Genomic DNA, 25025 nt, shown 5'->3' with positions numbered 1-25025 from the left:
TCGGGCGGGACCGTTGATCTGATCCGCGAAGGACGGTCGCGATAACTCGGGAGCCTGCCATGAAAGGTGCCCTTCTCCTTTTGGTGATGTGTGCGTCGCTGGCCTGTGGTCAACCGGGGCTCGCTCAGCCCGCCGGAAACCTAGCGGACTCAAAGGGTGCAGCCGCGCCTCCGGCCGAAGACGTCCGCCTCCTCCTTGACCTCCTGGGGCGACCGGACGTTCAGGCATGGCTGAAAGCCCGGGCGGGACGCGCACCTGCGTCGGCACGGGATACGGCAGCATCCAATGGCGCCCCCAATATTCAGGAGTTGGTTGCCTCAATGCTGAACACGACGCGCTTCTCTTTGCGCAGGCTGGTTGGAGCCGCTCCCACACTGACGACCGAGTTGAACAAGGCGCGGATGGCCCTAATGAATGAAACCAGAGAGCGGGGCGCGAGTGCTGTTCTCCTGCCGCTTTTCTTCTTTGCCGGACTGGGCTTTGGACTCGAATGGTTATTCTGGCGGGTCACGCCCGGCTTCCGTCAGAAAACGATCGCAACGAGCTTGGACACCGTCGAGGAAAGGCTGCGTGCTGCCGGACGACGTGTTCTGTTCGGGCTTGGCGTTCTCTTGTCCTTTGCGGCCGGAAGCATAGGCGCCTTCCTTCTTCTTGATTGGCCACCGCTGCTCCAGCAGACCGTGCTGTCCTATCTGCTCGTGTTCCTCGCCGTGCGCCTGACTCTTGTTGCCGGGCGCTTCTTGCTTGCACCGGGGGCAGAACGGTTCCGGCTGATGCCGATGGCAACCATCAGCGCTCGTTTCTGGTTCGTCTGGTCGGCCGTGCTGGTCGGCTGGTTTTCCTTTGGACATTTCACATACCAGTTGCTGCCGAGCCTTGGTGTAGGTCGTGAGGCTGTTAACCTCATCGCCATAGGCTTCGGCCTGATCCTGCTTTGCTTGGCTCTCTTTGCTCTCTGGCGTTGCCCGACATTCGACGGCGCCGAACGGGTAAGCCATCGGCACCCCGTTGGTACCGTGCTGGTCTCGCTCTACCTCCTCGCCAATTGGCTGGTCGCATTTTCCGAGGTGGCGGCGGCCTTCTACATCGGCATCGTGCTTCTGATCCTGCCGATTGCGATCATCTGCGTTCGGCTCTCGGTCGATCATATCCTGCGACCGGCAGGGGCGGAGCTTGCTCAGGCGTCTGCCCCCTCGCTTGCTGGCGCAGCTCTCGAGCGCGGGCTACGCGCGCTGTTGCTGATCGGAGGCGCCTATCTGGTCGCATCGCTGCTTGGGGTCGACCTGGCCATGCTGACGACCGGCGACACAATGGTGACACGCCTGCTGCGAGGTATCCTCAACGCGTTCATCATCTTATTGTTGGCCGATTTTGCCTGGCGCGTAGCAAGCGCATGGATTGATCGCAAGCTCATCGAAACGACGAATGAGGGTCCCTCGCAGGGCGAGGAAGCAAAGCGGCGCGCGCGACTGAGAACTTTGCTGCCGATCCTGCGCAATGTCGTGTTCGTCGTGCTCTTCGTGATGGGCGGGCTAATGGCCCTATCGGGATTGGGCGTGGAGATTGGGCCTTTGATCGCCGGCGCGGGCATCGTCGGGCTTGCGGTCGGCTTCGGTGCACAAACCCTGGTCAAGGACGTTATCTCGGGCATGTTCTTCCTCGTCGATGACGCGTTCCGCGTGGGCGAGTACATCGAGAGCGGCAGCATCAAGGGCACCGTCGAGTCATTCTCCCTGCGCTCGATGAAAATCAGGCATCATCGCGGCGCGCTTCACACGATTCATTTCGGATCACTCGACAAGATCACCAACTACTCACGCGACTGGGCGATCGACAAGATCACGGTTAGCGTCACCTACGACACCGACCTCGACGCGGTGAAGAAGATTGTCAGGGAGATCGGCAAGCAGCTTGAAGCTGACGAAGAACTCGCGTCGAGCATCATGGAAACGCTGAAGATGCAGGGTGTCGAGCAGTTCGGCGATTTCGCTATCCAGATTCGCATGAAGATCATGACACAGCCCGGGGAGCAGGCGGTGATCCGCCGCAGGGCCTACGCCCTGATCAAGAAGGCCTTCGACGCCAATGGCATCAAGTTCGCCTTTCCCACTGTCACGGTTGCAGGCGGCGGTGATATGGGCGCCGCGGTCGCGCAGAAGGGCCTGGAATTGGTCAAGCCGCCTGTGCCACCTGCTCAGGCCGAGCCCGCGGCCTGATACCTCGGCTTCCGGACGTTCCTCGCTGTTGACCGGAACGTCGCCCTTCGGTCAGTTCGCGCCCCACTTACTCGAACCCCAGTGACCGAACATTCGCGAGCTGAATTCGACGGGCCTTGCCTGGAACCCGTTTCGGCTACAACTCCGGTACCCGCTTGGCGACCACGCCAAGATCGCTTTCCTCGCGCGCGATCCTCAGACGTTCCTCGGCCTCTGTGGCCTCGCGCTGGCGGTTCCACATCGCCGCATAAAGCCCGCCTTCCCTGAGAAGGACCTGATGCGTGCCGCGCTCGACGACCTCGCCGTCCTTGAGCACGATGATTTCGTCAGCAGAGATCACGGTCGAAAGCCGGTGCGCGATCACAAGCGTCGTGCGTCCGCGGCTCACGGTATCGAGTGCCGCCTGGATATCGCGTTCGGTATGCGTGTCCAGCGCCGACGTCGCTTCATCGAGCATCAGGATCGGGGGCGCCTTCAGGATCGTGCGGGCAATCGCCACGCGCTGCTTTTCGCCGCCGGAGAGCTTCAGCCCACGTTCGCCCACCATCGTACGGTAACCGTCCGGCAGCCTTGCGATGAAGGGGCCGATCTGCGCGAGGTCGGCCGCGCGGGTGACCTCCTCAGGGTCGGCGTCGGGGCGTCCGTAGCGGATATTATAGGCGATCGTGTCGTTGAAGAGCACCGTATCCTGCGGAACCATGCCGATCTCGGCACGCAGGCTCTCCTGCGTCACGTCGCGAATGTCCTGGCCGTCAATCAGGATCCCACCGCGCTGGATGTCATAGAAGCGGAAAAGCAGGCGCGAGATCGTCGACTTGCCGGCGCCGGACGGGCCGACGATCGCGACAGTCTTGCCGGGTGGAACCTCGAAGCTGACGCCCTTGAGGATCGGCCGCGAGGGGTCGTAGGCGAAGTGGACGTCACGGAACTCCACCCTGCCCTCATGCACGGCAAGCGGCTTGGCATCCGGCTTGTCGGTGACCTCCTGCTTCACGTCGAGCAGGTCGAACATCTGCTCAATGTCTGTGAGGCCCTGCCTGATCTCTCGGTAGATGAAGCCGATGAAGTTGAGGGGCACGGAGAGCTGCATCAGGAGCGCATTGACGAAGACGAAGTCGCCGATGGTTTGCGTGCCGGCCATGACCTCGCGCGCCGAGAGCACCATGACGGCCGTCATGCCGAGACCGAAGATCACACCCTGCCCGAAGTTCAACCAACCGAGCGACGTCCAGGTCTTGGTCGCGGCGACTTCGTATCGCCGCATCGAGCGGTCGAAGCGCTCGGCCTCCATCTGCTCGTTGTTGAAGTATTTTACCGTCTCGTAGTTCAGCAGCGAATCGATCGCCTTCGTGTTGGCGTCGGTGTCGGAATCGTTCATCTCGCGGCGGATGCCGATACGCCAGTCGCTCGCCCGCACCGTGAACCAGGTATAGAGCCAGACCGTGACCGCAACGACGACCACATAGATCCAGCCATAGCCGAAGGCGAAGATGCCAGCCGTCAGCGCGAATTCAAGAATGGTCGGCGCAGTGTTGAGGATCGTGAAGCGGACTATCGTCTCTATGCCCTTGACCCCACGCTCGATGATGCGTGAGAGCCCGCCGGTGCGGCGATCGAGGTGAAAGCGCAGCGACAGATCGTGCAGGTGAACGAAGGTCCGATAGGCGAGGATGCGCACCGCATATTGCCCGACACTCGCAAACAGCGCGTCGCGCACCTGGTTGAAGCCGAGCTGGACGATCCTGACCACATTATAGGCGATGACCAGCATCACCGGCGCAAGCAGGAATTCGGGGAGGGCCGGCAGCGTGGCACTTTTGCCGGAGAGCGCGTTCGTCGCCCATTTGAAGAAATAGGGAACGACGATCAGCACGAGCTTGGCGACGACCAGAAGTACCGTCGCCCACACCACGCGGGTCCTGAGATCGGGCCGCTCCGCCGGCCACATATAGGGCCACAGATTGCGCAGCGTCTTTAGCGTCGAGCCGGACTCGGCCGATACAGTCTTGTCAGCCACCTTGGTTCCTCTGTTTTCTTATGGTGCGGAGATCCAGGCGCCCCCGGCCCGACCTGCAACTCACGCGCTCTATCTTGGCTGCGCCGCCTCACCCGGCGCACAGCAGGATTGAAGCAAACCGGAAACCGCGCTCGACAGTTCCGCGACCGCAACCGGATCGATCTCGTAGCGCGAACGCTGGCGATCGGCCCGGTAGCGCACCAGACCAGCCTCGACGAGGATCTTCAGATGCTGCGAGACGGTCGACTGGGCGAGATCGATCGACTGGACGACATCCTTGCAGCAGCAACAGCCGCTGGTCGACAGGTGCTTCAGGATGGCGATGCGCGCCGGATGGGAGAGCGCCGAAAGCCGCGCGGCTATCGACTCTTCTGGAAGAGACAATCCTCTTGTTTGCACGTTGCACTGCATCGTCCATCGTCGATAGACGATGAATGCCGCAAGCGCAACGACGAACTGCGGGACTACTCGGGGGGTAGGCTGTTGACCAACTGGTTAACGAGGCCCGACATGTCGGCCGGCTCGCCCTCCCGGCTCTTGTCGGGCACGGCAAATATCTGACCCGGCCAGATGCGGTCCGGGTCTCTGATCTGGGTCTGATTGGCGAGATAGATGCTCGAGTAGCGCGTGCCGTGGCCGTAGACGCGCCGGGATATGCGCCAGAGTGTGTCGCCCTGGCGAATGATGACGGCGCCCTGCACCTTCTGCAGCTTGGGCGAAACGGTTTCAGAAGCAACTGCCATTTCAGTGCCCTTGGCGCCCTCCGCGGGCTTGGCTGCGGCGGCAGGCGGCGTCTCATTCGCCGCCATGGCCGGCTGGCTAGAACCCGCTTTGTTGGCCGGAGGGGACTTGTCCTGCGCGGCAGTCGGCTGGCTGCCTTCATTCGAGGGCCCTGAGGAAGCGGCCGCCGGCGCGGACGCTTGCCCGGATTTGCCGTTGGGCACGACCGCCGCCATCGCTTCGCCCGGCTCGCGCTCGAATGGCACCGCGGCACGCGCGATCACCGTTGCACCGTCCAGCATGTCGGCACGAATGGTGTACTGGCCGACCGGAAGGTCACGCTGGGCCTCCACAAGGAACCTGCCGCCCTCGCCGACCTTTGCTTCGCCGAGCAGCATCTCATTCGCGTAGACGCGCACGTAGCGGCCAGCCTGACCGACACCGGCGACGAAGATCTTTCTACCTTCTATCTCGACCGCCTGGACGGCGACCTTCGCCTCGGCCGGGTTGGCCTCACCAGATGGGGCGGTCTGAGCGGGCGCCGCTGCCTCGTTCGTCTTGGCTGCCTGAGCCGGCGATGGCGTCCCGGCAGGAGCCGATCCCGTGTCGCCCTGTTTTTCGGCGCCAGCGGAGGGCTGTGTCGAGGCTTGGTCGCTCTTCGGCTGAGCAGAAGCGTCGGGCTGCGGCACGCTCAGGAGCTCACTTGCCTTACCGGGCTGCTCCACCATGGCCAGCACCTGTCCGTCCGGCTTGTCGGGGATGGCCAGAACGGCCGTTTGCAGCGACGCGACCGCCGTGCCGCCTTCAGGCGTGGAGCGCAGGGTAATCTGGTAGGCGCCCGGCTTCAGCGGCTCGTCGAGCACGATCACGAAATCACCTTCGGACGTAGCCTTGGCGCTGCCGAGGACCGTCTCGCCGTTGAGGAGCTCGACCAGAGAGTTGGGCAATGCCTTGCCGGCAATCACAGCGGAGCCGTCCGCTTCAACCCGGACCACGTCGAAGGTCGGCGGTTGCGGGCCGGCCGAAGGAGTGGCTTCGGCCTCAGGCGGCTTAGCCGCCATAGTGCCGGGCGAGTTGGCTGTATCGCCGGGCGGGAGTGCGGCCATCGTGTTGGCCCGAGGCGTTGAGCCGGCAGCATCTGGCGAAGCTGAAGAGCCCAAAAGCCGCTTGTCCTTTGGCGCGGCAGGGTCGGTCTGCCTAGCCTGCTGCGAGGAACCGACCATCGATGCATCCGATGCATTCTGGTAAAGGTAAGGGTCGAGGGCTCCAGAAACGAACGCCGTTGCTCCCGCAGCCACGCAGCCACCCGCGAGGAACAGAAAAACCTTAAGGGGATTCACCGCCATAGTCGCCCAATCTCCAGCCCCGCTTCAGGTCTAACGCGTTTTTTAGCCAGCGACAACAAATAGCCCTGGCTGCACTTGACCCTCCACAGCCGACTGATCTTCAATGCTCCGCAGCCAATCACGCTTTTCTTCAAAGAACGGGTGCATGAACACGATACGGTCCATCTGCGTCTACTGCGGTTCCTCGCCCGGCCGGGACGACGTCTATCTGAAGGCGGGGCATACCCTTGGGCATTCGATCGCCGAGTCGGGCCTGCATCTCATCTATGGCGGTGGCACGAAAGGCATCATGGGCGCGGTGTCGGACGGGGCGCTCCGGGCCGGAGGCAAGGTCACCGGCATCATCCCGAGATTCCTCCTCAACAAGGAGGCAACCGAAGCCGCGCTCGGCCGGCTCGATGAACTCATCGTCACGGACAACATGCACGAGCGCAAACATATCATGTTCGAGAAATCCGACGCCTTTGTGGCGCTTCCCGGAGGTATTGGAACAGTAGAAGAGATCGTTGAAATCATGACATGGGCTCAGCTCGGCCGTCACCGCAAGCCGATGGTCTTTGCCAATGTCAGGGACTTCTGGAAGCCCATGCTAACGCTGATCGAACACATGCGCGCCGAGGGCTTCGTGCACTCCGGCCATCTGGTGAATCCGCTCGTGGTCGACAAGGTGGACGCGATCGTGCCTGCCATCATGACCGCGGCCGCCAACGTCGATTCACCTCAGGGAGTGAGCTCGGTGATCGAGCGCCTCTGATCGCCGGGCTACGCGACGGGCGATCAGGCGGATGCATGTTTATCGCTGGAGCTGGCTGATTGGGTCTTTCATCCAGCTCTAGCTGTTTGTTTCTGCAGTTGATCTTACCGAAAAACCTGCAGCTTTTGCTGAGCTTACCTTCGGTTCAGGATCATCATGCCGAGCGCCTGCCAGTTGCGAGCATCGACCACGAATATACGGCCAGCGCCGCCCAGATTAACGCGAAGGCCGTCGCCTTCACGGCACTCAACGGCTCGTGGAAAACCAAGATCGCGAGCAGGAAGACTATGGTTGGCGCGATGTACTGCATGATGCCGATGGTCGAAATACGCAGCAGCTTGGCGCCGAACGCGAAGAGCACGAGCGGAACGGTGGTGACCACACCTGTGAACATCAGCCAGCCCATGTCGGCAGGCTGTGACAAGAGGAAATGGCCCTCGCCTCTCGCTTGTAGCCAGATAATGTAGAGCAGGCACGGGCCGGAGAGGATCAGCACCTCGAGGAAGAACCCCTGGCTCGGACCGATCGGCAGCGTCTTCTTGAAATAGCCGTAGAACGCGAAGGAAAACGCCAAGGTCAGCGAGATCCAGGGCAGCCCTCCGGCATCCACCGTCAGGATCAGGACGGCGACTGCCGCAAGTGCAACCGAGGCAATCTGGGGCCGCGACAGGCGCTCCTTGAGCAAGAGCGCACCCATCAGAATACTGACCAGTGGGTTGATATAGTAGCCGAGCGCTGCGTCGACCGCCCGGTCGTTGGCGATCGCCCAGACATATGTGCCCCAATTGAGCGTGATCAGCAAAGCAGTCCCTGCCGCCATCACCAGCGTCCGCGGCGAATGGAACGCAGCCTTCAGGTCTGACGTGCGGCCGAGCGCGAGCAGAATCAGGCCGGCAACAGGCACGGACCAGACGATCCGGTGGGCAAGCACCTCGACTGCCGGAATATGCGCCAGCGGCTTCAGGAATATCGGCAGGATGCCCCAAAGCAGATAGGCGGACAGGGCAAAGGCAAAGCCGCGTGCTGCAGTGGAATCGGCGGGAGATTTTTCGGTCAGGGTTGCCATGGGAGTCGTCCTGCGCGCGAATGAGGCGTCAGGCCAGCCAATTCTTGTGATCCAGCGATCAGTTCCCGTAAACGAAGCTATTCCGCAGCGACGAGGCCAGCGAGTTCACGGTTCTTCATCAGCTTGTAGACGATCGAATCCATCAGCGCCTGGAAGGACGCGTCGATGATGTTTTCCGAGACGCCGACGGTCCACCAGCGCGCGCCACTGGAATCGTGCGATTCGATCAGCACCCGGGTGATCGCCTCGGTGCCGCCGTTCAGGATCCGCACCTTGAAATCGACCAGCTCCAGATCGGCGATCTCGTGCTGGTATTTCCCGAGATCCTTGCGCAGCGCGAGGTCGAGCGCATTCACGGGTCCATGGCCTTCTGCGACCGACATGCGTTCCTCGCCGTCGATGACGAGCTTCACGATGGCTTCCGAGACAGTTTTCAAATTGCCATTGGCGTCATAGCGGCGTTCGACCATGCATCGGAAGCTCGGCACGTGGAAGAACTCCGGCACAGTACCCAGCATGCTGCGCGCCAGGAGCTCGAAGCTCGCATCGGCACCCTCATAGGCATAGCCTTGCGCCTCGCGCTCCTTCACGACTGAAATCAGGGCGTCGAGCCGGTGGTCGGCTTTGGGCACGTCGATGCCGCGGCGCTTCAATTCCGCGATGAAGTTTGCCTTGCCGCCCTGGTCCGACACCATCACCTTGCGGCGGTTGCCGACCGTCTCGGGCGGCACGTGCTCATAGGTCGCCGGCTCCTTGAGAAGCGCAGAGGCATGGATGCCGGCCTTGGTTGCGAAAGCCGAGACGCCGACATAGGGCGATTGCGCATCGGGCGCGCGGTTGAGCAATTCGTCGAAATTGCGGGCGAGCCGCGTGATCCCGCCAAGCGCCTCACTCGAAATGCCGGTCTCGAAGCGCCCGGCATAGGAAGACTTCAGCATCAGCGTCGGGATGATGGTGATCAGGTTGGCGTTGCCGCAGCGCTCGCCGATGCCGTTCAGCGTGCCCTGGACCTGGCGCACGCCTGCCTCGACCGCCGCCAGCGAATTCGCGACCGCCTGGCCGGTATCGTCATGAGCATGGATGCCGAGTTGGTCGCCCGGAATGCCCGATGCAATCACCTTCTCCACGATCGCGCGCACTTCCGAGGGCTGCGTGCCGCCATTGGTATCGCACAGCACCACCCAGCGCGCGCCGGCTTCGTGGGCTGCGCGGGCGCAGGCAAGAGCGTAATCCGGGTTAGCCTTGAAGCCGTCGAAGAAGTGCTCGCAATCGACCATCGCCTCCTTGCCGGCCTGCACCGCGGCTTCCACCGAGGCACGGATCGAATCGAGGTTCTCCTCGTTGGTGCAGCCGAGCGCGACCCGTACATGATAGTCCCAGCTCTTCGCCACGAAGCAGATCGCGTCCGACTTCGCCTGCAGGAGCGCGGCGACGCCCGGATCGTTGGAGGTGGATACGCCGACGCGCTTGGTCATGCCGAACGCGACGAATTTCGAGCGCTCGGTGCGTTTCTCGGAGAAGAACGCGGTGTCCGTCGGATTGGCGCCGGGATATCCGCCTTCGACATAGTCGATGCCGAACTCGTCGAGCAGCCTTGCGATCGCGATCTTGTCCTCGACGGAAAAGTCGATGCCCGGCGTCTGCTGGCCGTCGCGCAGCGTCGTATCGAAGAGGTAGAGACGTTGTTTTTTCATGCGAGCACCGTCAGGGTGGGCACTCTACGTCGCCCCCCTCTGTCCTGCCGGACATCTCCCCCACAAGGGGGGAGATTGGCTGTCATTGATGATTTCGCCAATCTACAGCGTTGGCGATTAGCGAAACCAAATCGGCCGTCCAATCTCCCCCCTTGCGGGGGAGATGTCCGGCAGGACAGAGGGGGGCGACGTAGGGCGCCAATACTCATGATGACTTTCCCGCGAACCGATCCGTAGCCTTGATCAGCTGATCCAATATGCCCGGCTCCGAGAAGGCATGGCCCGCTCCCTCGACCAGATGGAAGTCGGCGTCCGGCCAGGCCTTGTGAAGCTCCCAGGCGTAGCGCAGCGGACAGGGCATGTCGTAGCGACCGTGCACGATGACACCGGGGATGCCCTTCAGCTTCCAGGCGTCGCGGATGAGCTGCCCTTCCTCCAGCCAGCCGGCATGGACGAAGTAATGATTTTCGATCCGGGCAAAGGCGACGGCATAATCCTCCTCTCCGAACGCATCGCTGGTCTCGGGTTCGGGCAAGAGGGTGATCGTCTCACCCTCCCACAGGGCCCAGGCCCGCGCCGCTTCGAGCTGCACCTTGCGGTCGCCGCTGGTCAGCCGCTTGCGATAGGCAGCCATCAGGTCGCCGCGCTCGGTCTCGGGAATGGGCGCCAGGAAGCGCTCCCACTTGTCCGGGAACATCTCGGACACGCCGAACTGATAGTACCAGGCGAGTTCGGCCTTGGTCAGTGTGTAGATGCCGCGCACCACGAGTTCGCTCACGCGGTCGGGATGTGTCTCGGCATAGGCGAGCGCGAGCGTCGAGCCCCACGAACCGCCGAACACCAGCCATTTGTCGAACCCGCACATCTTACGCAGCCGTTCGATGTCGGCGACAAGATGCCAGGTGGTGTTGGCTTCGAGGCTGGCGTTCGGCAGGGATTTGCCGCAGCCGCGCTGGTCGAAGAGGATCACGTCATAAAGCGCCGGATCGAACAGCCTCCGATGCTTCGGTGAAAACGCGCCGCCCGGCCCGCCATGCAGGAAGACGGCTGGCTTGGCTCCTTTGGTGCCGACGCGCTCCCAATAGATCGTATGGCCGTCTCCGACTTCGAGCATCCCGCTGTCGAACGGCTCGATCTCGGGATAAAGGCCGCGAAGTTCGCTTATTCTCGACTCGGCGTTCATAGCTTCAAACCCTTTGCAGGCCAGGCGGATGTTTCGTGATCGGGGTGCTGGAAGGAGATGATCTGCTCCTGCCTTGCATAATAGTCGGGGTCGTCAAGGACCGGCTGCTCGAAGATCGTCTCCACCCACGGCAGCCGCGCGGCATGATTGACCTGGATCTTGGGCGCGAGGTCCGATCGGTCGTCGAAGGCGCCGATCGCGATATCCAGCCCGCCGGGATAACGGTAGGTCAGCGGCGTGCCGCATCTTTTGCAGAAGCCGCGCGCGATGTTGATCGAGGACTGGAAATAGCTCGGCTCCTCGCGCGTCCATTCGACGCCGTCCTCGGGTACGGTCACCAAGGGGCCGAAGAAGCCGCCGAATGCCTTCTGGCACATGCGGCAGTGGCAGATGGAGGCGCGCCCGAGCGCGCCGTGAATGCGGAACCGCACGGCGCCGCACTGGCAGCCGCCGGTTCTAACGGTCTCAGTCATGGTCTTTCCTCCGGTGGCCAGGTTTCCGTGTCGTAGTCGGGATGCTGGTAAGAGACGAGATCGCGCAGGAAGCTGGCCGCTTCGTGATCATCGAGCGTCGCCTTGGCGGGCAACGCCGGTATCTCGTCGACATAGGGCAACTTCGCCTCGGCGCCCCATTGGATCGTCGGCGGTATCTCCTCCGGGTGGTCGAAGGTGGCGATCGCGAGCGCGATGCCGTCCGGCGCCTCGTAGGTCAAAGGCGTGCCGCATGCCCCACAAAAGCCGCGCATGACATGGTTCGACGACTGGAATTTCTTCGGCGCGCCGCGTGTCCATGCGAGCTTCGCGCCGCGTATTGACACCAGCGGCAGGTAGAAATTGCCGCTCGCCTTCTGGCACATGCGGCAGTGGCAGACGGAGGCGTCGCCGAGCGCGCCCTCGACTCTGAAGCGCACCGCGCCGCACTGGCACCCGCCGGAATAGACCGGCTTGTTGTCGAGGCTCATCGCGCACCTATTCCGGGCTGTGGCAAACGGCTTCGATGTTGTTGCCGTCGGGATCGAAGACGAAGGCGCCGTAATAGTCGGGGTGGTAGTGAGGCCTGAGCCCCGGCGCGCCATTGTCCTTGCCGCCGGCAGCCATCGCAGCCGCGTAGAAGGCATCGACCTCGGCCCTGTTGCGGGCCGTGAAAGCAATATGCTGCCGGTCCTGCGGCTTCCTGTGATCGCTCACCCAGAACACGGGCCGTTCGCGGCCATAGCCGCCGACATTGGCGCCGCCCGTATATTCTTTCGGCACTGTCATCAGAAGCGACGCGCCAAGCGGCGCCATGGCTTTGTCGTAGAAGGCTTTCGAGACTTCGAAATCGGAGACGGATATGCCGGTATGATCGATCATGGATGTGCCTCCTGTTGCTCGAGTTGCGATGCTTGGTCAGCGGCATCCTTGGCCGTCAGACCGGCGACGGTCACGATATGATCACAGACGCCTTCGATGTCGCGCAGGATATCGTCGTTCCAGAAACGGAGGATGGTCCAGCCGTCCCGTTTAAGGCGATCGGTTCTCGCTTCGTCGTATTCGGCCGAGGCAGCATCACCATGCTGTGAGCCATCGACTTCGACGACTATTCTTTTGTCGGGGCAAGCGAAATCGACGATGTAGCCGGCTATGGGAACCTGCCTGCGGAAGCCAAGCCCCATTAAACGATGTGCGCGAAGTTCGTTCCAAAGCTTCAGCTCCGCGTCGGTCATGAGACGGCGCATGGATTTGGCGTTCCTGCGATTTTTTTCAGGAACCGGAGTGTGCGGCATCAGGCGCCCTCCCCTTGTCCAGATCGCGAAAAGGTTAGCGCCCTACGTTGCCCCCCTCTGTCCTGCCGGACATCTCCCCCACAAGGGGGGAGATTGGCTGTCATCGATGGTTTCGCCAATCTCCAACGCTGACGGTTAGCGAAACCAAAACGGCCGTCCGATCTCCCCCCTTGTGGGGGAGATGTCCGGCAGGACAGAGGGGGGCGCTGTCCCGCCAGCCCTGCCGCAAAGAGCGTCAAGCAACCACCCCTCACCGCCTCACCTCCCAAGTTGTGATGCGCTCGCCGGTCGCCGGGTCCTTCCCGTCCTTCAGCTGGACGCCCTCAGCCAGCAGTTCCTCTCGGATGCGGTCGGCCTCGGCCCAGTTCTTCTCGCGAATGAAGGCGAGCCGTGCCTCGATGCGCGGCTGGATGGCTGCGCTGTCGATTGCCGCGGTGGCAGCTTTGGCGGCGAACCACTCCGTCTCGGTCATGGGCAGAAGGCCGAGCAGCGCAGCGCTTGCCTTCAGGCCGGCCTTGGCGCCGGCGCTGCCCTTGGCCGCCTCGGCACGCAGCTCATGCATCGCTGTAACGGCTGCCGGCGTGCCGAGATCATCGAGGGCGCCGTCGAGCACGTCGGCACAGGAGATATCGGTGAGCGGAACCTCGCCTATGGCTCGATACCAGCCGTCCAGAACCGCTTCGGCATCCTCCAGCTTGCGTACGCTGAAGTCGATCGGCTCGCGGTAGTGCGTCATCAGCATGGCGAGCCTCAGCACCTCGCCCGGCCATTTCCGTCCGCCGAACTTCTCGGTGTTCAAGAGTTCGTTGATGGTGACGAAATTGCCTTCGCTTTTCGCCATCTTCTTGCCCTCGACCTGCAGGAAGCCGTTGTGCATCCAGTAATTGGCCATGCGCTCGGTGCCAAACGCGCAGCAGGACTGCGCGATCTCGTTCTCATGATGGGGGAAGACGAGGTCGATGCCGCCGGCATGGATGTCGAAGATATTCTTGTGAGGGTCGTCGCAATTCAGCCCGCCGCCGAAAGGCTCCAGCAGCTTCGCCATGGACATGGCCGAGCACTCGATGTGCCAGCCCGGCCGGCCGAGCACGGCAATGCCTGCCGGCGATGGCCAACCCGGCTCGCCCGGCTTGGACGGCTTCCACAGCACGAAGTCCATCTCGTCGCGCTTGTAGGATGCGACGTCGACGCGGGCCCCCGCCAGCATCTCGTCGAGGGAACGGCGGGCAAGCGCGCCATAGCGCGGGCCCTTGCGCTTGTTCATCTCCGAGGGCGAGAACAGCACATGGCCGTCAGCGACATAGGCGACGCCGCTCATCACCAGCCGCTCGATCATGGCCCGCATCTCGTCGATATATTCGGTGGCCCGCGGCTGTGAGGTCGGCTCGAGGCAGCCGAGCGCCTTCACGTCCTTTTGGAATTGCGCGTTGGTCTCCTCGGTGACCTTGCGGATCGCCTCGTTGAGCGGCTGGCCCGGATAGTCGCGCGATGCCCGCGCGTTGATCTTGTCGTCCACGTCGGTGATGTTCCGGACATAGGCGACGTGCTCTGCCCCATAGAGATGGCGCAGCAGCCGGAACAGCACGTCGAAGACGATGACGGGCCGCGCATTGCCGATATGGGCGAAGTCGTAGACGGTCGGCCCGCAGACATACATGCGCACATTGTTCGGGTCGATCGGCACGAAGTCTTCCTTCGTCCGCGTCAGCGTGTTGTAGAGCCTCAGCCCCTTGAAACTTTCCGGCATGAACTCCCGTTTCTCCCGCATGCGCCAAAGCCAGCCTGCTGGCCGGGGCGTTTCTTCTGACTTGGAGAAAGGGCGAGAACGTCCGGACCAGCGCGTGCGCTAGCCAATAATGCAAATGCCGGTAATGGCGAAGGACGTTTTCATCGGCTGCCGTTATCGCGCTTCGGGCCCATCGGCGTCAAGCCAATGATTTTCACCCCCATATTTCAAGAATATCGACACGCCCGTCGGCCTGACGCAAGCGTAACAATTTATTAAACATGTCTTTAATGTTTGACGCGGCAAGACAGGATATATTCGGTCGCGGGCCACGATTTCGTCCGAATCGACCAGCATCTGCCGATGATCGGGATAACAGAACTTGTCGGGGAATAAAGATGCAGAAGATTAAGAAGCCGGTCGAGCGAGACCGAGCGCAACATGCCGAACTCCATGGTCAATTCCGCTCGATCGGGCCCGCGGTGCTTCGCGCGGCGCTGCTGCACACCAACAAGAAGCGCAAGACTCCTGCTGCCAGCAACGCAGCCTGACAGGCTAACCGCCGTCGCCGGCACGCCTCTCTTGCGGCAAGCGCGAGGTGCCGGCGCAATCCGCCTCCGCATCAAAACAGCGACAGCTGCGTACTGTCCTTGACCTCAGGCTTCGACCGGACATCGGCGGCCGCCACAGCATGCTGAAGATCAGGTCCCGTATTCGTTACCCTGTTGACCTTGTCGGAAATCGGGATCGCCTCGAAGAATTCGGGATCCGGTGGCTTCAGCAGATCGGCAACGTCGCGTGGCTCGCTGTTGAGGCAATCGAGCCAGCGGTCGAAATGGCTCGGCTCGATCACCACCGGCATGCGGTCGTGAATACCGGAGATCACCCCGTTCGCCGCGGTCGTCAGAATCGCGGCGGTGTCGATCTCGGAACCGCCTGGCTCGAGCCAGGTCTCCATCAGCCCGGCAAAGGCGATGATCCCGCCATGGCGCGGCCGCACCCAATAGGGCTGGCCCTTGCTCGCGCCGTCACGCTGCCATTCGTAGAAGCCGGAAGCCGGGATCAGCGAGCGGCGATGGCGCATAGCCGCCCTGAAGGCAGCATTTTCGTTCGCCGATTCGGCCCGCGCATTGATGAGCAGAGACATTTCCTTCGGGTTCTTCGCCCAGCCGGGAATCAGACCCCAGCGCACAAGCAGCGAACGGCGGTTGGCGAGATTCGAGCCGGGCTCACGCGCCAATCCGGCAGTCACCAGCAGAATCGGCTGGGTCGGCGCGATGTTGTAGCGCGCTGGAAAATCCTCGAAATCCGCCGTGGCGAAGTATTCCTCGACAACATTTCGCTTATGGATGAGCGCAAACCGGCGGCACATGACGGGAGTTCTCTCCATCCGGGGCCAGGACTGTCGCAACTTCCCGGAACCGTGCTGTAAGTTGGCGATCCAACAGCAGCACGTCAAACCCCTTGTGCCGCGCTCATCGATCTTCCAGACATCTGTGCTTACCCAGAAAAGACCATGGCCATACGCTCACCCAGTCCGACTGCTTATCTCCCCGGCGTCTCTGTCGCCATCCTGCATGAGGGCCGCTTTCTGCTGATCCAGCGGGGGCACGAACCCTCGATGGGCCTCTATGCCTTTCCCGGCGGACGCGTGCAGGACGGCGAGAGCGATGAGGAGGCCGTGCGTCGTGAACTTGCGGAGGAGACAGGCCTTGCGGTCGAGCGCCTGGCGCCGTTCAGGCAATATCTGCTGCCCGGCTCACCATCCGCAGACTTTCCGGCGTTTCGGCTGCTCGTCTTCCGCGGCTGGGGCCCGAGCGGCATCTTGCAGGCCGGCGATGATGCGGCGGCGGCAGGTTGGTTCCGTCTCCATGAAATGGAGGCGCTGCCGATCATTCCTTCGGTGCTCGACACCGCACGCGCGATCAGCGCGGAAGCTGGTTAGGACATGATCTCGAACCGGAGGACAGCGCAGCAAAAAGTTGCAGACTTTTCGGACAAGATCATGCCTGCAAAGACAAAGAACTGGAGCAGGATGAATGACTCCAGTTCATCCTGCTCCAGCATCCTGCCTTGCCGCCGACAAAATCATGCGCCACAAGGACTTATGGCGAGAGCTTGGGCATATCCGGCAGTTTTCATTGCGGTCCTTTCGCTAGCAGGCGGACCGGCAGGGGCGGCAAGCGCGGAAGCGCCCTTCGAGCAGCCGCTGCTCAGGCTAGCCGAGGTGCTCGGCTCGCTCCACTACTTGCGTAATCTCTGCGGCGAAGAGGGCGACCAGTGGCGCAACGAGATGGAGCAACTGCTGGCTACGGAAAACCCAAATCAGGAGCGGCGCGCCCGCTTTGTCGCCAGCTTCAATCGCGGCTACCGGTCCTTCGACGGGGTTTATGTCGCCTGCACCGCATCGGCGACCGAGGCGATTTCCCGCTACATGAAAGAGGGCGAGGCGCTGTCGCGTGACATCGCGGCGCGCTACGGCAATTAAATTGATGTTAACTTTTTCGCCACGCGCCCCATACAGGACAGATTCGCTGTGCTAGAACGCTTAACGGGACGTAAAAGGGACTGGTCAAGTTGATTCGAAACGAGTTCGGATCGCAACTTGAAGAGGGTGGTATCGGCCATGGAACACGGCCTCAGCGACATCGACGCGCTGGTTCGCGAAGAAAAGCGGCTGACAGCGACGGAAAGCCATAACGAAGCCTGGGCGGAGGGACTCTCGGCCGGCATCGAGCCTGAAATCATCGCCGAAGCGGCACTTGCGACAGCTTTTGCCGAGCTTGTCCGCTGCTCCGGCGAGAAGGCGGCGCTCGCCCTTCTCGATCGCATGCGCGAAAAGGTGGTGGCCGGCGAATTCGAGCGCTCGCTGTTGCGCCATTGACGCATATCGCAGGCGAGTAATCGACTATAGTGCCGCACGCGGCCACGAATTCCAGCCGCGGCCGGAGATTTCGCCCAATGCCTCGAGCCATTTCAATTGAATCGGCTGTATTGCCTGCGCTTTCGAGATCGGCGCTCGCAGCTGCCTTGGCCGCACTGCTGGCCGTCGGGGTGGTGCATATTTCGGTGCAGCCGGCATCGGCGTTGAGCGAAATCAAACGCGAGGAGATACCGCAGCCTTCCGATACGCCGGCCCAGCCCTCCGACGATCAGTCCATCGAGAAGAAATCGCTGCCTCCCCTCAATCAGGTGCCCTCTCCGGACTCGACGACCACCGCGCCGGGCTTGGGCGAGCCTGACAAGGCCGGGCCTGGCAAGTCTGAGCCTGACCAGTCTCAGCCGGATGAAGCGGATCCCGGCGGTGAAGGCCCCCCGGACAGCGCGCGTCTGGCGATCGATCCCAACGCACCGATCCCGGAAATCGTCTATGATCTTGGCAAGCTGCCGGAACCCGTCAGGCGGTTGCACGACCGCATCATGGAGGCTACCAAGAGCGGCGATATCGAGAAGCTCAGACCGCTGCTCGAACCAGGCGAGAGCGGTACCCAGCTCTCCTTCGGCGCGATCGAGGGCGACCCGATCGACTATCTGAAGGAGCTATCCGGCGACAAGGAAGGCGCCGAGATCCTTGCCATTCTCGAAGACGTGCTCAGCGCCGGCTTTGTCCACATGGATGCCGGCACGCCGAACGACATGTATGTATGGCCCTATTTCTTTGCCGTTCCGCTCGAGAAGCTGACGCCCGCCCAGAAGGTGGAGCTATTCAGGATCGTGACGTCGGGCGACTATGACGAGATGAAGACCTACGGCACCTACATTTTTTACCGGGTCGGCATTACGCCCGAGGGGCGGTGGTCGTTCTTTGTCGCTGGTGATTGAGGCAGAGGGGAATAGGGCAGTAAGGCAATAGGGCAATATGTAAGCATATCGAGCGGACCTGCCGCCACTCGGCGCCGAAGTTCCGCTATTGCCTTATTGTATTGCCTTATTGCCCTACTGCCTCATACCGGCAGCGCCTCGGCAAACATCACCGGCTCGCCCTGCCCCGTCTCCACGAGCTCGCCTTCCCACATGACGCGCCTGCCGCGCACGATGGTGCCGATCGGCCAGCCGGTCACCTCCATTCCGTCATAAGGCGTCCAGCCTGCCCGCGAGCCGGCCTGGGCGTTGCGGATCGTCTCGCGGCGCTTCAGGTCGACAACAGTGAAATCGGCATCGTAGCCGGCGGCGATACGGCCCTTGCAGGCAATCCCGAAAAGGCGCTGGGGCCCATGGCTGGCGAGATCGACGAAGCGTTCGATCGTGAGACGCCCGGCATTCACATGGTCGAGCATCACAGGCACCAGTGTCTGCACGCCCGGCATGCCTGATGGCGAGGCGGGATAAGGCTTGGCCTTCTCGGCCAGCGTATGCGGGGCATGGTCCGAGCCGAGCACGTCGACTATGCCTCGGGCGACGCCGCGCCAGACACCATCGCGATGGCGGGCGCTGCGGACCGGCGGGTTCATCTGCAGCAAGGTGCCCAACCTGGCATAGTCGTCGGCCGACAGGGTCAAGTGATGAGGGGTCGCCTCGCAGCTTGCGACGTCCTTGTGATTGCGCAGGAACTCGATTTCTTCGGCAGTCGAAATATGCAGCACATGGATGCGCGCGCGCGCCTTGCGGGCGATCGCGACCAGCCGCTCCGTGCAGCGCAGGGCCGCCAGCTCGTCGCGCCAGACAGGATGCGAGGACGCATCGCCCTCAACGCGCAGGTCGAGGCGCTCGCGCAGCCGGTACTCGTCCTCGGAATGGAAGGCGGCGCGCCGGCGCGTGTTCCTCAGGATCGCCGCTACGCCTTCGTCATCCTCGACCAGCAGGTCGCCCGTAGAGGACCCCATGAACACCTTGATGCCGGCTGCCCCGGGCAGGCGCTCCAGCTCGTTCACATCTCCGGCATTGTCGCGCGTGCCGCCAACCCAGAACGCGAAGTCGCAATGCATGCGGTGCGTGCCGCGCCTGACCTTGTCGGCAAGCGCCGCCTCGCTCGTCGTCAGCGGATTGGTATTCGGCATCTCGAAAACGGCGGTGACGCCGCCCAGAACGGCAGCGCGCGAGCCGCTTTCCAGGTCTTCCTTGTGCTCGGCTCCGGGCTCGCGGAAATGCACCTGGCTGTCGATGACGCCGGGCAGCACATGCAACCCGCGGCAGTCGATCGATGTTCCCGCGCGCGCTTTTCCGAGATCGCCGATCGCGACGATGCGGCCGCCAGTCACGCCGATGTCGCGGACACCGACGCCGTCCTGATTGACCACCGTCCCGCCTTTGAGGATCAGGTCGTAGGTCGTCGCCATCGCTCACAGCCCTTGCCGGTAAGATGCGGGCGGCTTACGTAATGGCCTCCCGAATTGCAAGGTCAGGATCCCATGCCGACCGTCCATCTCGACGACCGCGCGCTGATTGCCGTCGAAGGCGACGACGCCGAGACGTTGCTCCAGAACATCGTCACGGCGGATCTGTCTTCGCTCGGCAAAGGCGAAGCGAAACCCAGCGCCCTGCTCTCGCCGCAGGGCAAGATCCTGTTCGATTTCCTGATTTCCCGCGCAGGCGACAAGCGCTTCCTGCTTGATTGCCGCACCGCACTCGCGGACGACTTCGTGCGCCGGCTCACCCTCTACAAGCTGCGGGCCAAGGCGACGATTGCCAAGCAGGATCAGGCACTTGTCGCCGTTTCGTGGAGAGGTGATTCAAGCGCACCGCAGGCCGATTCAGCCGGTTCAGATTCGGCGGCGCTACGCGACACGCGATTCCCCGTCGACGCGAAGGTGTTGCGCCAATATGCGCCCCCGCTTCCGACCGAAACTGCCAATGAGGGCGATTGGCACGCGCTGCGGATCGAATATGGCGTTGCCGAAAGCGGTGCAGACTATGCTGCTGGTGATGCCTTCCCGCACGACGTCCTTCTCGACGAGAATGGTGGTGTCGGCTTTCAGAAGGGCTGCTATGTCGGCCAGGAGGTGGTCTCGCGCATGCAGCATCGCGGCACGGCACGCCGCCGCGTGATGGTCGCATCAGGCCCCCTGCCCAGTTCTGGCACGGAAATTCTCGCGGACGGCCGCTCGATCGGTGCGCTCGGCACCGTGGTCGGCGAGACGGGACTCGCCATCGTCCGTATCGACCGGGTCAAGGATGCAATCGATACCGGATGGCCGATCACGGCCGGGGGTATGCCGATCACGCTCAGCATCCCGTCCTCCGCCAAGTTCCGGTTCCCGGAGGCGGTCGCCCCGGAACAGGCCTGATGCCGGACCGCATCGGTGCTCCGCCGCGCGCCTGGCAGCGCATGCTGTCCGGCCGCAGGCTCGACCTCCTGGATCCTTCGCCGCTCGACATCGAGATCGGCGACATTGCGCACGGGCTCGCCCGCGTCGCACGCTGGAACGGCCAAACGAGCGGCGACCACGCTTTCTCGGTCGCGCAGCACTGCCTTCTGGTCGAGGAGATATTCTGCGCGATCACGCCCGATCCAACGCCGACAGAACGGCTGACCGCACTGCTGCATGATGCGGCCGAATATGTGATCGGTGACATGATCTCGCCGTTCAAGGCGGTGGTCGGCGGCGATTACAAGGAAGTCGAGAACCGGCTGAAGCGGGCCATTCATCTGCGTTTCGCACTTCCGGCAGAACCGACCTCGGCGCTCAACGATTCGATCAAGCGCGCAGATCACGTCGCCGCCTATTTCGAGGCGACGGAGCTTGCCGGATTCACGATTGCCGAGGCGACGCGCTTCTTCGGCCGGCCACGCGGCTTCGAGGTATCGCGCTTCGACCTCATTCCCCGTGCGCCGAACAAGGTGCAGAGGGAATTCTTGGCGCGCTTTGCGGCGATCGAAAAGCCGCGCCAGGCAAGTTCCCGCAGGACCGGTTGAGCCTTCAGGGGAACTCGCGAAGCGATTTATACGACCGCTGCCGGAGCGATCGCAGCTTCCTCCTTGTACCTGGCCTTGCGTGCCTCCTCGAGCGCCTCGGCCAGCGTCCGTCTGAAGCGGACGCGCGGCGGCCGCATGCCATGCGTCAAGAGAACGCGCCGAACTGACCGCGACGCGCCGCTGATGTGAATGGTTGCCCCTCGGCGGGTTGCCTTGCGTACGAAGCCTTCAAGTGTGGCGGCACCGCTGGAATCGAGAAACGGCACTGTCGTGAAGTCGATGATATAGGCACTTGGATGTTCGCCGATGCGGTCCAACGCTGCCCCAACGCTTGCAGCCGCCCCAAAGAAGAACGCTCCCGATATCCTGCAGACCACGATGTCAGGATCGGTAGCCAACCCTGAATCGTAAGGCTTGCGACCGTTGGCCGTATCCGGTTTGTCCAACTCCACGACCGGCCCGTGCTCGACAGCGACCGCGCTCGCCATTCGATGCAGGAAGAGCAGTGCGGCGATCGCAAAGCCAACGAGAATACCTTCGGTGAGGTCGCGAAACACGACGAGCACGAAGGTCGTCAGCAGCACCGCCGCGTCGCCGGCTGAGGCGCGGATGAGGGATGCGAATTCGTGCTTCTCGGCCATGTTCCAGGAGACGACGGCGAGCACACCGGCGAGGGCGGCGAGCGGGATGTAAGAAGCAAGCGGCGCGGCAACGAGCATGAAGATGAGCAGGAAGACCGAATGCAACATGCCCGACACTGGCCCGCGGGCGCCGGAACGCACGTTGGTCGCCGTCCGCGCGATATTACCGGTGACGCAGAAGCCACCGAAGAGCGGCGAAGCGACATTGGCTAGGCCCTGCGCGACCAGCTCGCAGTTGGAGCGGTGACGTCGGCCGCTCATGGAATCAGCCACCACTGCCGAAAGGAGGCTCTCGATGCAGCCCAGCAGCGCGAAGGAAAGCGCCGATGGGAGCACTTCGACTATCTTTTCAGGGGAGAGCGACGGCAGCTGCGGTGCCGGCAGCGAATGAGGAATGCCGCCGAAGCGTGTTCCGATGGTCTGCACTGGCAAACCGAAGAGTGCTGCGGCGACCGCTACGACGGCCGCCGCGATAATGTAGGCTGGCCAATGCGGGCGATAGCGGCGAACGAGGACGATGATCCCGATCGTCAATACCGCAACAAGAGCGGCGTAGACGTTCATCGTGGGCAGCGCATCGACGATCGCCCGCAGCTTCGGCAGGAAAGGTCCCGGTTCGTTTTCCAGGTCGAGGCCGAGGAGTTCCTTGATCTGGCTTGCAAAGATGATGACGGCGATGCCTGACGTGAAGCCGACCGTCACCGGGTATGGGATGTATTTGATGAAAGTCCCGAGCCGCAACAGGCCGATGGCGAGCAGGATCAGCCCGGATATCATGGTTGCAAGAAGGAGTCCGTCAAGCCCATGTGCTGTCACGGTCGACGAAACGAGCACGATGAATGCGCCGGCCGGGCCGGCGATTTGAAAGCGGCTGCCGCCGAGCGCCGAGACCACGAAGCCTCCGATGATCGAAGTGAAAAGACCGCGATCGGGAGTGACGCCCGATCCGATCGCAATGGCCATCGAGAGCGGCAGCGCGACGATTGCGACGGTCAGGCCGGAAATGGCGTCGGCCCGAAGGTCAGCCGGCCCGTAGCGTTCCCTGAGAACGGTGACCAGCTTGGGCGTGAACAGCTCGAGGAATCGGGGTTCAACGGATCGGGCAGCCATGGCAATCCTTTCGCTTGCCGCAATAGAGCTGGCATGGTCGACCGAACCCGGGCGGCCAGGCGCATATGCGCTGGATGTCAGGAGGTGCTCGTCGCTTATGGCTGCTTCAGGCGAACGCCGCGTCCGCCGCCATCGCTCACCGCGTTGTCGCCGATCAGCTGAACGCCTGCACGATCGAGCGCCTCGACGACTTTCGTCAGCGTCTCGATCACGCCGCGCACGGTGCCTTCACTTGCCTCCATCCGCTGGATGGTCGGCACCGAAACGCCGGCCAGATCGGCAAGCTGACGCTGGTCGATGCCAAGCAGCGCCCGGGCGGCACGCATCTGTGCAGATGTTATCAATCAACGATCCCGCCTGAAATCCTACTATTCAGATATCAGCTATCGACAATGACGTCTAGCACATCAGTTCAGATATCTGGCAGTACACAGGCGATCCTTCGTAGCTTACCGCCCCTGCCGCTCAAGCCTGTCCAAAAACCACTGGGTCAGCTTCACCCACACCTCGTCCTTTTCGCCGGAATCTTCGCAGCCATGGTCGAGGTTCGGATTGTCGTTGATCTCTATGAGGAAGACGCCGTCCTTGGTCTCCTTGAGATCGACTCCGTAGAGCCCGTCGCCGATACATCTCGCGGCACGCACGGCGGTCTCCACCACATGAGACGGCGCCTCCTTGAGGGTGAAGGTCTTGATGCCGCCTTGGTCGGGCTTGCCGTTGGCCTTGTGGTTGACGATCTGCCAGTGCTTCTTGGCCATCAGGTAGTGCACGGCAAAGAGCGGTTGGCCGCCGAGCACCCCCACACGCCAGTCATATTCGGTCGGGATGAATTTCTGGGCGATCAGCAGGTCGGAATCTTCCAGCCATCCCTCTGCGAGGGACTTCAGTTCCTCAGGACTGTTGGCCTTCTTGACGCCGCGCGAGAACGCACTGTCCGGGATTTTGAGCACTAGCGGAAAACCCAGCACCTGTGCGGCGACCTCCAGATCGGCAGCGCTGGCGATCATCACCGTCGGTGGCATAGGCACCTTGTTGAAGCTCATCAACTCGGTCAGATAGACCTTGTTGGTGCAGCGGATCATCGACAGCGGGTCGTCGATCACCGGCATGCCCTCCTGCTGGGCGCGGCGGGCGAAGCGATAGGTGTGATTGGAAATCGACGTCGTCTCGCGGATGAAAAGCGCATCGTAGTTGGCGAGCTTCGCCAGATCCTTCCTGGTGATCGGCTCGACCTCGACGCCCATTTTTTCGGCGATCTTGGCCCAGTAGCGCAGCGACTGGATGTCAGAGGGGGGCAGCTGCTCGTGCGGATCAACCAGCGTCGCAAAGCTGTAGCGGGCTGGCGTCCTGGTCTTGGAATCGCGCCATTCGCGGCCGGTATATGTTTCCATGCAAGCGAGGAAGCGCGTCTTCTCATCGGCCGTCATGCGCGCGAGCGGCAGGAAGCCGATCTTGCGGATCGACGCCCATTGCGCGCTGTCGCGGATCGTCACCTCAAGTGCCGGCGCCCGAAACCAGTCGAACAGAAGCTTGGCAAATCGGTCCCATGCCTTGGACGGGCCGATGCCGAAATAGATCGCGACGCGATGTGGGAAGGCGCCGCCCAGATCCTTGCGGCATTTGTTGAGCGCGACCTCCAGCTCGGGCAGTGCGTTCTCGTAGAGCTTCGGTTCCGAGAGGTCGATCATCGTCTCGACCGTCGGGATCACGCGATGGCCGCGCGAGGAGGCGAGCAGCGACGCGTAGTAGCCGCGGCTCTGGTACCCATAATTATTCGACAGGTTGATGACCTTCGGCCGCTGCCCGCGAAACAATGCCGGGTGCGCCAAATAATCGCGATTGGTGATGATCTTGTGCGGTGTCGCCACCTGGTCGAGATCGCTCTGCCGTCCCGTCAGTATGACCCAGGTCATGTCGTCAATTCTCGTTCAGGC

Annotated in this window: 25 protein-coding genes; 9 read left to right on the top strand and 16 right to left on the bottom strand. The window is 62.5% G+C overall.

Annotated features, from left to right (window positions below):
• The first annotated feature begins 410 nt into the window (after nucleotides 1-410).
• Nucleotides 411-2216 (top strand): mechanosensitive ion channel family protein, encoded by a 1806-nt coding sequence (locus SAZ10_RS05605; RefSeq protein ID WP_318608197.1) that lies wholly within the window; start codon nucleotides 411-413, stop codon nucleotides 2214-2216.
• 136 nt (nucleotides 2217-2352) lie between these two features.
• On the opposite strand, the gene SAZ10_RS05600 is transcribed toward SAZ10_RS05605, so the two are convergent.
• The 3 genes from SAZ10_RS05600 to SAZ10_RS05590 all read right to left on the bottom strand — a co-directional run bounded on the left by SAZ10_RS05600 (nucleotide 2353) and on the right by SAZ10_RS05590 (nucleotide 6059).
• Nucleotides 2353-4233 (bottom strand): ABC transporter ATP-binding protein/permease, encoded by a 1881-nt coding sequence (locus SAZ10_RS05600; RefSeq protein ID WP_318608196.1) that lies wholly within the window; start codon nucleotides 4231-4233, stop codon nucleotides 2353-2355.
• A 69-nt stretch (nucleotides 4234-4302) separates the two neighbouring features.
• A complete protein-coding gene (locus tag SAZ10_RS05595) occupies nucleotides 4303-4644 on the bottom strand; it encodes an ArsR/SmtB family transcription factor (protein ID WP_412535164.1) in 342 nt (113 codons plus the stop codon).
• Nucleotides 4645-4697: 53 nt separating this feature from the next.
• The gene (locus SAZ10_RS05590) at nucleotides 4698-6059 is read right to left on the bottom strand and encodes a LysM peptidoglycan-binding domain-containing protein (RefSeq protein WP_318608193.1); all 1362 of its coding nucleotides are present in this window, start codon (nucleotides 6057-6059) and stop codon (nucleotides 4698-4700) included.
• A gap of 385 nt (nucleotides 6060-6444) precedes the next feature.
• Between SAZ10_RS05590 and SAZ10_RS05585 the strand changes: the two genes are divergently transcribed.
• Nucleotides 6445-7053: a TIGR00730 family Rossman fold protein gene (locus SAZ10_RS05585; protein WP_318608192.1), complete on the top strand. Its 609-nt coding sequence runs from the start codon at nucleotides 6445-6447 to the stop codon at nucleotides 7051-7053.
• Between the two features lie 154 nt (nucleotides 7054-7207).
• Here SAZ10_RS05585 and rarD read toward each other — a convergent pair whose 3' ends face one another.
• The 8 genes from rarD to cysS form a co-directional block, all read right to left on the bottom strand.
• Nucleotides 7208-8119, bottom strand: a complete 912-nt coding sequence (gene rarD, locus SAZ10_RS05580) for an EamA family transporter RarD (protein ID WP_318608191.1) — start codon at nucleotides 8117-8119, stop codon at nucleotides 7208-7210.
• Between the two features lie 77 nt (nucleotides 8120-8196).
• Nucleotides 8197-9813 (bottom strand): citramalate synthase, encoded by a 1617-nt coding sequence (gene cimA, locus SAZ10_RS05575; protein ID WP_318608190.1) that lies wholly within the window; start codon nucleotides 9811-9813, stop codon nucleotides 8197-8199.
• 205 nt (nucleotides 9814-10018) lie between these two features.
• The gene (gene pip, locus SAZ10_RS05570) at nucleotides 10019-10996 is read right to left on the bottom strand and encodes a prolyl aminopeptidase (RefSeq protein ID WP_318608189.1); all 978 of its coding nucleotides are present in this window, start codon (nucleotides 10994-10996) and stop codon (nucleotides 10019-10021) included.
• The gene (locus SAZ10_RS05565; protein WP_318608188.1) at nucleotides 10993-11469 is read right to left on the bottom strand and encodes a GFA family protein; all 477 of its coding nucleotides are present in this window, start codon (nucleotides 11467-11469) and stop codon (nucleotides 10993-10995) included. The genes pip and SAZ10_RS05565 overlap by 4 nt, the downstream gene beginning before the upstream one ends.
• Nucleotides 11466-11957: a GFA family protein gene (locus SAZ10_RS05560; RefSeq protein WP_318608187.1), complete on the bottom strand. Its 492-nt coding sequence runs from the start codon at nucleotides 11955-11957 to the stop codon at nucleotides 11466-11468. The genes SAZ10_RS05565 and SAZ10_RS05560 overlap by 4 nt, the downstream gene beginning before the upstream one ends.
• 7 nt (nucleotides 11958-11964) lie before the next feature.
• Complete coding sequence (locus tag SAZ10_RS05555; RefSeq protein ID WP_318608186.1) at nucleotides 11965-12348, bottom strand: VOC family protein; 384 nt, start codon at nucleotides 12346-12348, stop codon at nucleotides 11965-11967.
• The gene (locus tag SAZ10_RS05550; protein ID WP_318608185.1) at nucleotides 12345-12761 is read right to left on the bottom strand and encodes an endonuclease domain-containing protein; all 417 of its coding nucleotides are present in this window, start codon (nucleotides 12759-12761) and stop codon (nucleotides 12345-12347) included. Before SAZ10_RS05550 ends, SAZ10_RS05555 begins: the two co-directional genes overlap by 4 nt.
• Nucleotides 12762-13011: 250 nt before the next feature.
• The gene (cysS, locus tag SAZ10_RS05545) at nucleotides 13012-14508 is read right to left on the bottom strand and encodes a cysteine--tRNA ligase (RefSeq protein WP_318608184.1); all 1497 of its coding nucleotides are present in this window, start codon (nucleotides 14506-14508) and stop codon (nucleotides 13012-13014) included.
• A 377-nt stretch (nucleotides 14509-14885) separates the two neighbouring features.
• On the opposite strand from cysS, the gene SAZ10_RS05540 reads away from it, so the two are divergent.
• On the top strand, nucleotides 14886-15038 hold the full coding sequence (locus tag SAZ10_RS05540; RefSeq protein WP_318608183.1) for a hypothetical protein: 153 nt from the start codon (nucleotides 14886-14888) through the stop codon (nucleotides 15036-15038).
• A gap of 71 nt (nucleotides 15039-15109) precedes the next feature.
• On the opposite strand, the gene SAZ10_RS05535 is transcribed toward SAZ10_RS05540, so the two are convergent.
• Entirely contained in the window at nucleotides 15110-15859 is a 750-nt protein-coding gene (locus tag SAZ10_RS05535) for an SOS response-associated peptidase (protein ID WP_318608182.1), read from the bottom strand.
• 144 nt (nucleotides 15860-16003) lie between these two features.
• Between SAZ10_RS05535 and SAZ10_RS05530 the strand changes: the two genes are divergently transcribed.
• The 4 genes from SAZ10_RS05530 to SAZ10_RS05515 all read left to right on the top strand — a co-directional run bounded on the left by SAZ10_RS05530 (nucleotide 16004) and on the right by SAZ10_RS05515 (nucleotide 18309).
• Nucleotides 16004-16432, top strand: coding sequence for an NUDIX domain-containing protein (locus tag SAZ10_RS05530; protein WP_318608181.1), 429 nt, complete (start codon nucleotides 16004-16006; stop codon nucleotides 16430-16432).
• A 162-nt stretch (nucleotides 16433-16594) separates the two neighbouring features.
• Nucleotides 16595-16975 (top strand): TIGR02301 family protein, encoded by a 381-nt coding sequence (locus SAZ10_RS05525; RefSeq protein ID WP_318608180.1) that lies wholly within the window; start codon nucleotides 16595-16597, stop codon nucleotides 16973-16975.
• A 138-nt stretch (nucleotides 16976-17113) separates the two neighbouring features.
• Complete coding sequence (locus SAZ10_RS05520; RefSeq protein ID WP_318608468.1) at nucleotides 17114-17371, top strand: hypothetical protein; 258 nt, start codon at nucleotides 17114-17116, stop codon at nucleotides 17369-17371.
• 77 nt (nucleotides 17372-17448) lie between these two features.
• A complete protein-coding gene (locus tag SAZ10_RS05515) occupies nucleotides 17449-18309 on the top strand; it encodes a hypothetical protein (protein ID WP_412535163.1) in 861 nt (286 codons plus the stop codon).
• A 122-nt stretch (nucleotides 18310-18431) separates the two neighbouring features.
• Here the strand turns inward: SAZ10_RS05515 and SAZ10_RS05510 are convergent, their stop codons facing one another.
• The gene (locus SAZ10_RS05510; RefSeq protein ID WP_318608178.1) at nucleotides 18432-19763 is read right to left on the bottom strand and encodes a dihydroorotase; all 1332 of its coding nucleotides are present in this window, start codon (nucleotides 19761-19763) and stop codon (nucleotides 18432-18434) included.
• 72 nt (nucleotides 19764-19835) lie between these two features.
• On the opposite strand from SAZ10_RS05510, the gene SAZ10_RS05505 reads away from it, so the two are divergent.
• Nucleotides 19836-20711 (top strand): folate-binding protein YgfZ, encoded by an 876-nt coding sequence (locus SAZ10_RS05505; RefSeq protein WP_318608177.1) that lies wholly within the window; start codon nucleotides 19836-19838, stop codon nucleotides 20709-20711.
• Nucleotides 20708-21340 (top strand): HD family hydrolase, encoded by a 633-nt coding sequence (locus tag SAZ10_RS05500; RefSeq protein ID WP_318608467.1) that lies wholly within the window; start codon nucleotides 20708-20710, stop codon nucleotides 21338-21340. Before SAZ10_RS05505 ends, SAZ10_RS05500 begins: the two co-directional genes overlap by 4 nt.
• A 26-nt stretch (nucleotides 21341-21366) precedes the next feature.
• Here SAZ10_RS05500 and SAZ10_RS05495 read toward each other — a convergent pair whose 3' ends face one another.
• The 3 genes from SAZ10_RS05495 to SAZ10_RS05485 form a co-directional block, all read right to left on the bottom strand.
• Nucleotides 21367-23091 (bottom strand): SulP family inorganic anion transporter, encoded by a 1725-nt coding sequence (locus tag SAZ10_RS05495; protein WP_318608176.1) that lies wholly within the window; start codon nucleotides 23089-23091, stop codon nucleotides 21367-21369.
• A gap of 95 nt (nucleotides 23092-23186) precedes the next feature.
• The gene (locus SAZ10_RS05490; RefSeq protein WP_318608175.1) at nucleotides 23187-23435 is read right to left on the bottom strand and encodes a helix-turn-helix transcriptional regulator; all 249 of its coding nucleotides are present in this window, start codon (nucleotides 23433-23435) and stop codon (nucleotides 23187-23189) included.
• Nucleotides 23436-23540: 105 nt separating this feature from the next.
• Entirely contained in the window at nucleotides 23541-25004 is a 1464-nt protein-coding gene (locus SAZ10_RS05485) for a RimK family protein (RefSeq protein WP_318608174.1), read from the bottom strand.
• Between the last annotated feature and the right edge of the window lie 21 nt (nucleotides 25005-25025).

Source organism: Mesorhizobium sp. BAC0120, from assembly GCF_033542235.1.
Classification (GTDB): Bacteria; Pseudomonadota; Alphaproteobacteria; order Rhizobiales; family Rhizobiaceae; genus JAWRCU01.
Note: the sequence above shows the minus strand (reverse complement) of the source record. Positions and strands in the feature narration are given on the sequence as shown.

What these genes read in the sequence shown, in the direction of transcription:
- SAZ10_RS05605 (WP_318608197.1), top strand. Translation starts at nt 411, where the DNA reads ATGAATGAAACCAGAGAGCGGGGCGCGAGTGCTGTTCTCCTGCCGCTT.
- SAZ10_RS05595 (WP_412535164.1), bottom strand. Translation starts at nt 4,644, where the DNA reads ATGCAGTGCAACGTGCAAACAAGAGGATTGTCTCTTCCAGAAGAGTCG.
- SAZ10_RS05590 (WP_318608193.1), bottom strand. Translation starts at nt 6,059, where the DNA reads ATGGCCGCACTCCCGCCCGGCGATACAGCCAACTCGCCCGGCACTATG.
- SAZ10_RS05585 (WP_318608192.1), top strand. Translation starts at nt 6,445, where the DNA reads ATGAACACGATACGGTCCATCTGCGTCTACTGCGGTTCCTCGCCCGGC.
- rarD (WP_318608191.1), bottom strand. Translation starts at nt 8,119, where the DNA reads ATGGCAACCCTGACCGAAAAATCTCCCGCCGATTCCACTGCAGCACGC.
- cimA (WP_318608190.1), bottom strand. Translation starts at nt 9,813, where the DNA reads ATGAAAAAACAACGTCTCTACCTCTTCGATACGACGCTGCGCGACGGC.
- pip (WP_318608189.1), bottom strand. Translation starts at nt 10,996, where the DNA reads ATGAACGCCGAGTCGAGAATAAGCGAACTTCGCGGCCTTTATCCCGAG.
- SAZ10_RS05565 (WP_318608188.1), bottom strand. Translation starts at nt 11,469, where the DNA reads ATGACTGAGACCGTTAGAACCGGCGGCTGCCAGTGCGGCGCCGTGCGG.
- SAZ10_RS05560 (WP_318608187.1), bottom strand. Translation starts at nt 11,957, where the DNA reads ATGAGCCTCGACAACAAGCCGGTCTATTCCGGCGGGTGCCAGTGCGGC.
- SAZ10_RS05555 (WP_318608186.1), bottom strand. Translation starts at nt 12,348, where the DNA reads ATGATCGATCATACCGGCATATCCGTCTCCGATTTCGAAGTCTCGAAA.
- SAZ10_RS05550 (WP_318608185.1), bottom strand. Translation starts at nt 12,761, where the DNA reads ATGCCGCACACTCCGGTTCCTGAAAAAAATCGCAGGAACGCCAAATCC.
- cysS (WP_318608184.1), bottom strand. Translation starts at nt 14,508, where the DNA reads ATGCCGGAAAGTTTCAAGGGGCTGAGGCTCTACAACACGCTGACGCGG.
- SAZ10_RS05540 (WP_318608183.1), top strand. Translation starts at nt 14,886, where the DNA reads ATGCAGAAGATTAAGAAGCCGGTCGAGCGAGACCGAGCGCAACATGCC.
- SAZ10_RS05535 (WP_318608182.1), bottom strand. Translation starts at nt 15,859, where the DNA reads ATGTGCCGCCGGTTTGCGCTCATCCATAAGCGAAATGTTGTCGAGGAA.
- SAZ10_RS05530 (WP_318608181.1), top strand. Translation starts at nt 16,004, where the DNA reads ATGGCCATACGCTCACCCAGTCCGACTGCTTATCTCCCCGGCGTCTCT.
- SAZ10_RS05525 (WP_318608180.1), top strand. Translation starts at nt 16,595, where the DNA reads ATGGCGAGAGCTTGGGCATATCCGGCAGTTTTCATTGCGGTCCTTTCG.
- SAZ10_RS05520 (WP_318608468.1), top strand. Translation starts at nt 17,114, where the DNA reads ATGGAACACGGCCTCAGCGACATCGACGCGCTGGTTCGCGAAGAAAAG.
- SAZ10_RS05515 (WP_412535163.1), top strand. Translation starts at nt 17,449, where the DNA reads ATGCCTCGAGCCATTTCAATTGAATCGGCTGTATTGCCTGCGCTTTCG.
- SAZ10_RS05510 (WP_318608178.1), bottom strand. Translation starts at nt 19,763, where the DNA reads ATGGCGACGACCTACGACCTGATCCTCAAAGGCGGGACGGTGGTCAAT.
- SAZ10_RS05505 (WP_318608177.1), top strand. Translation starts at nt 19,836, where the DNA reads ATGCCGACCGTCCATCTCGACGACCGCGCGCTGATTGCCGTCGAAGGC.
- SAZ10_RS05495 (WP_318608176.1), bottom strand. Translation starts at nt 23,091, where the DNA reads ATGGCTGCCCGATCCGTTGAACCCCGATTCCTCGAGCTGTTCACGCCC.
- SAZ10_RS05485 (WP_318608174.1), bottom strand. Translation starts at nt 25,004, where the DNA reads ATGACCTGGGTCATACTGACGGGACGGCAGAGCGATCTCGACCAGGTG.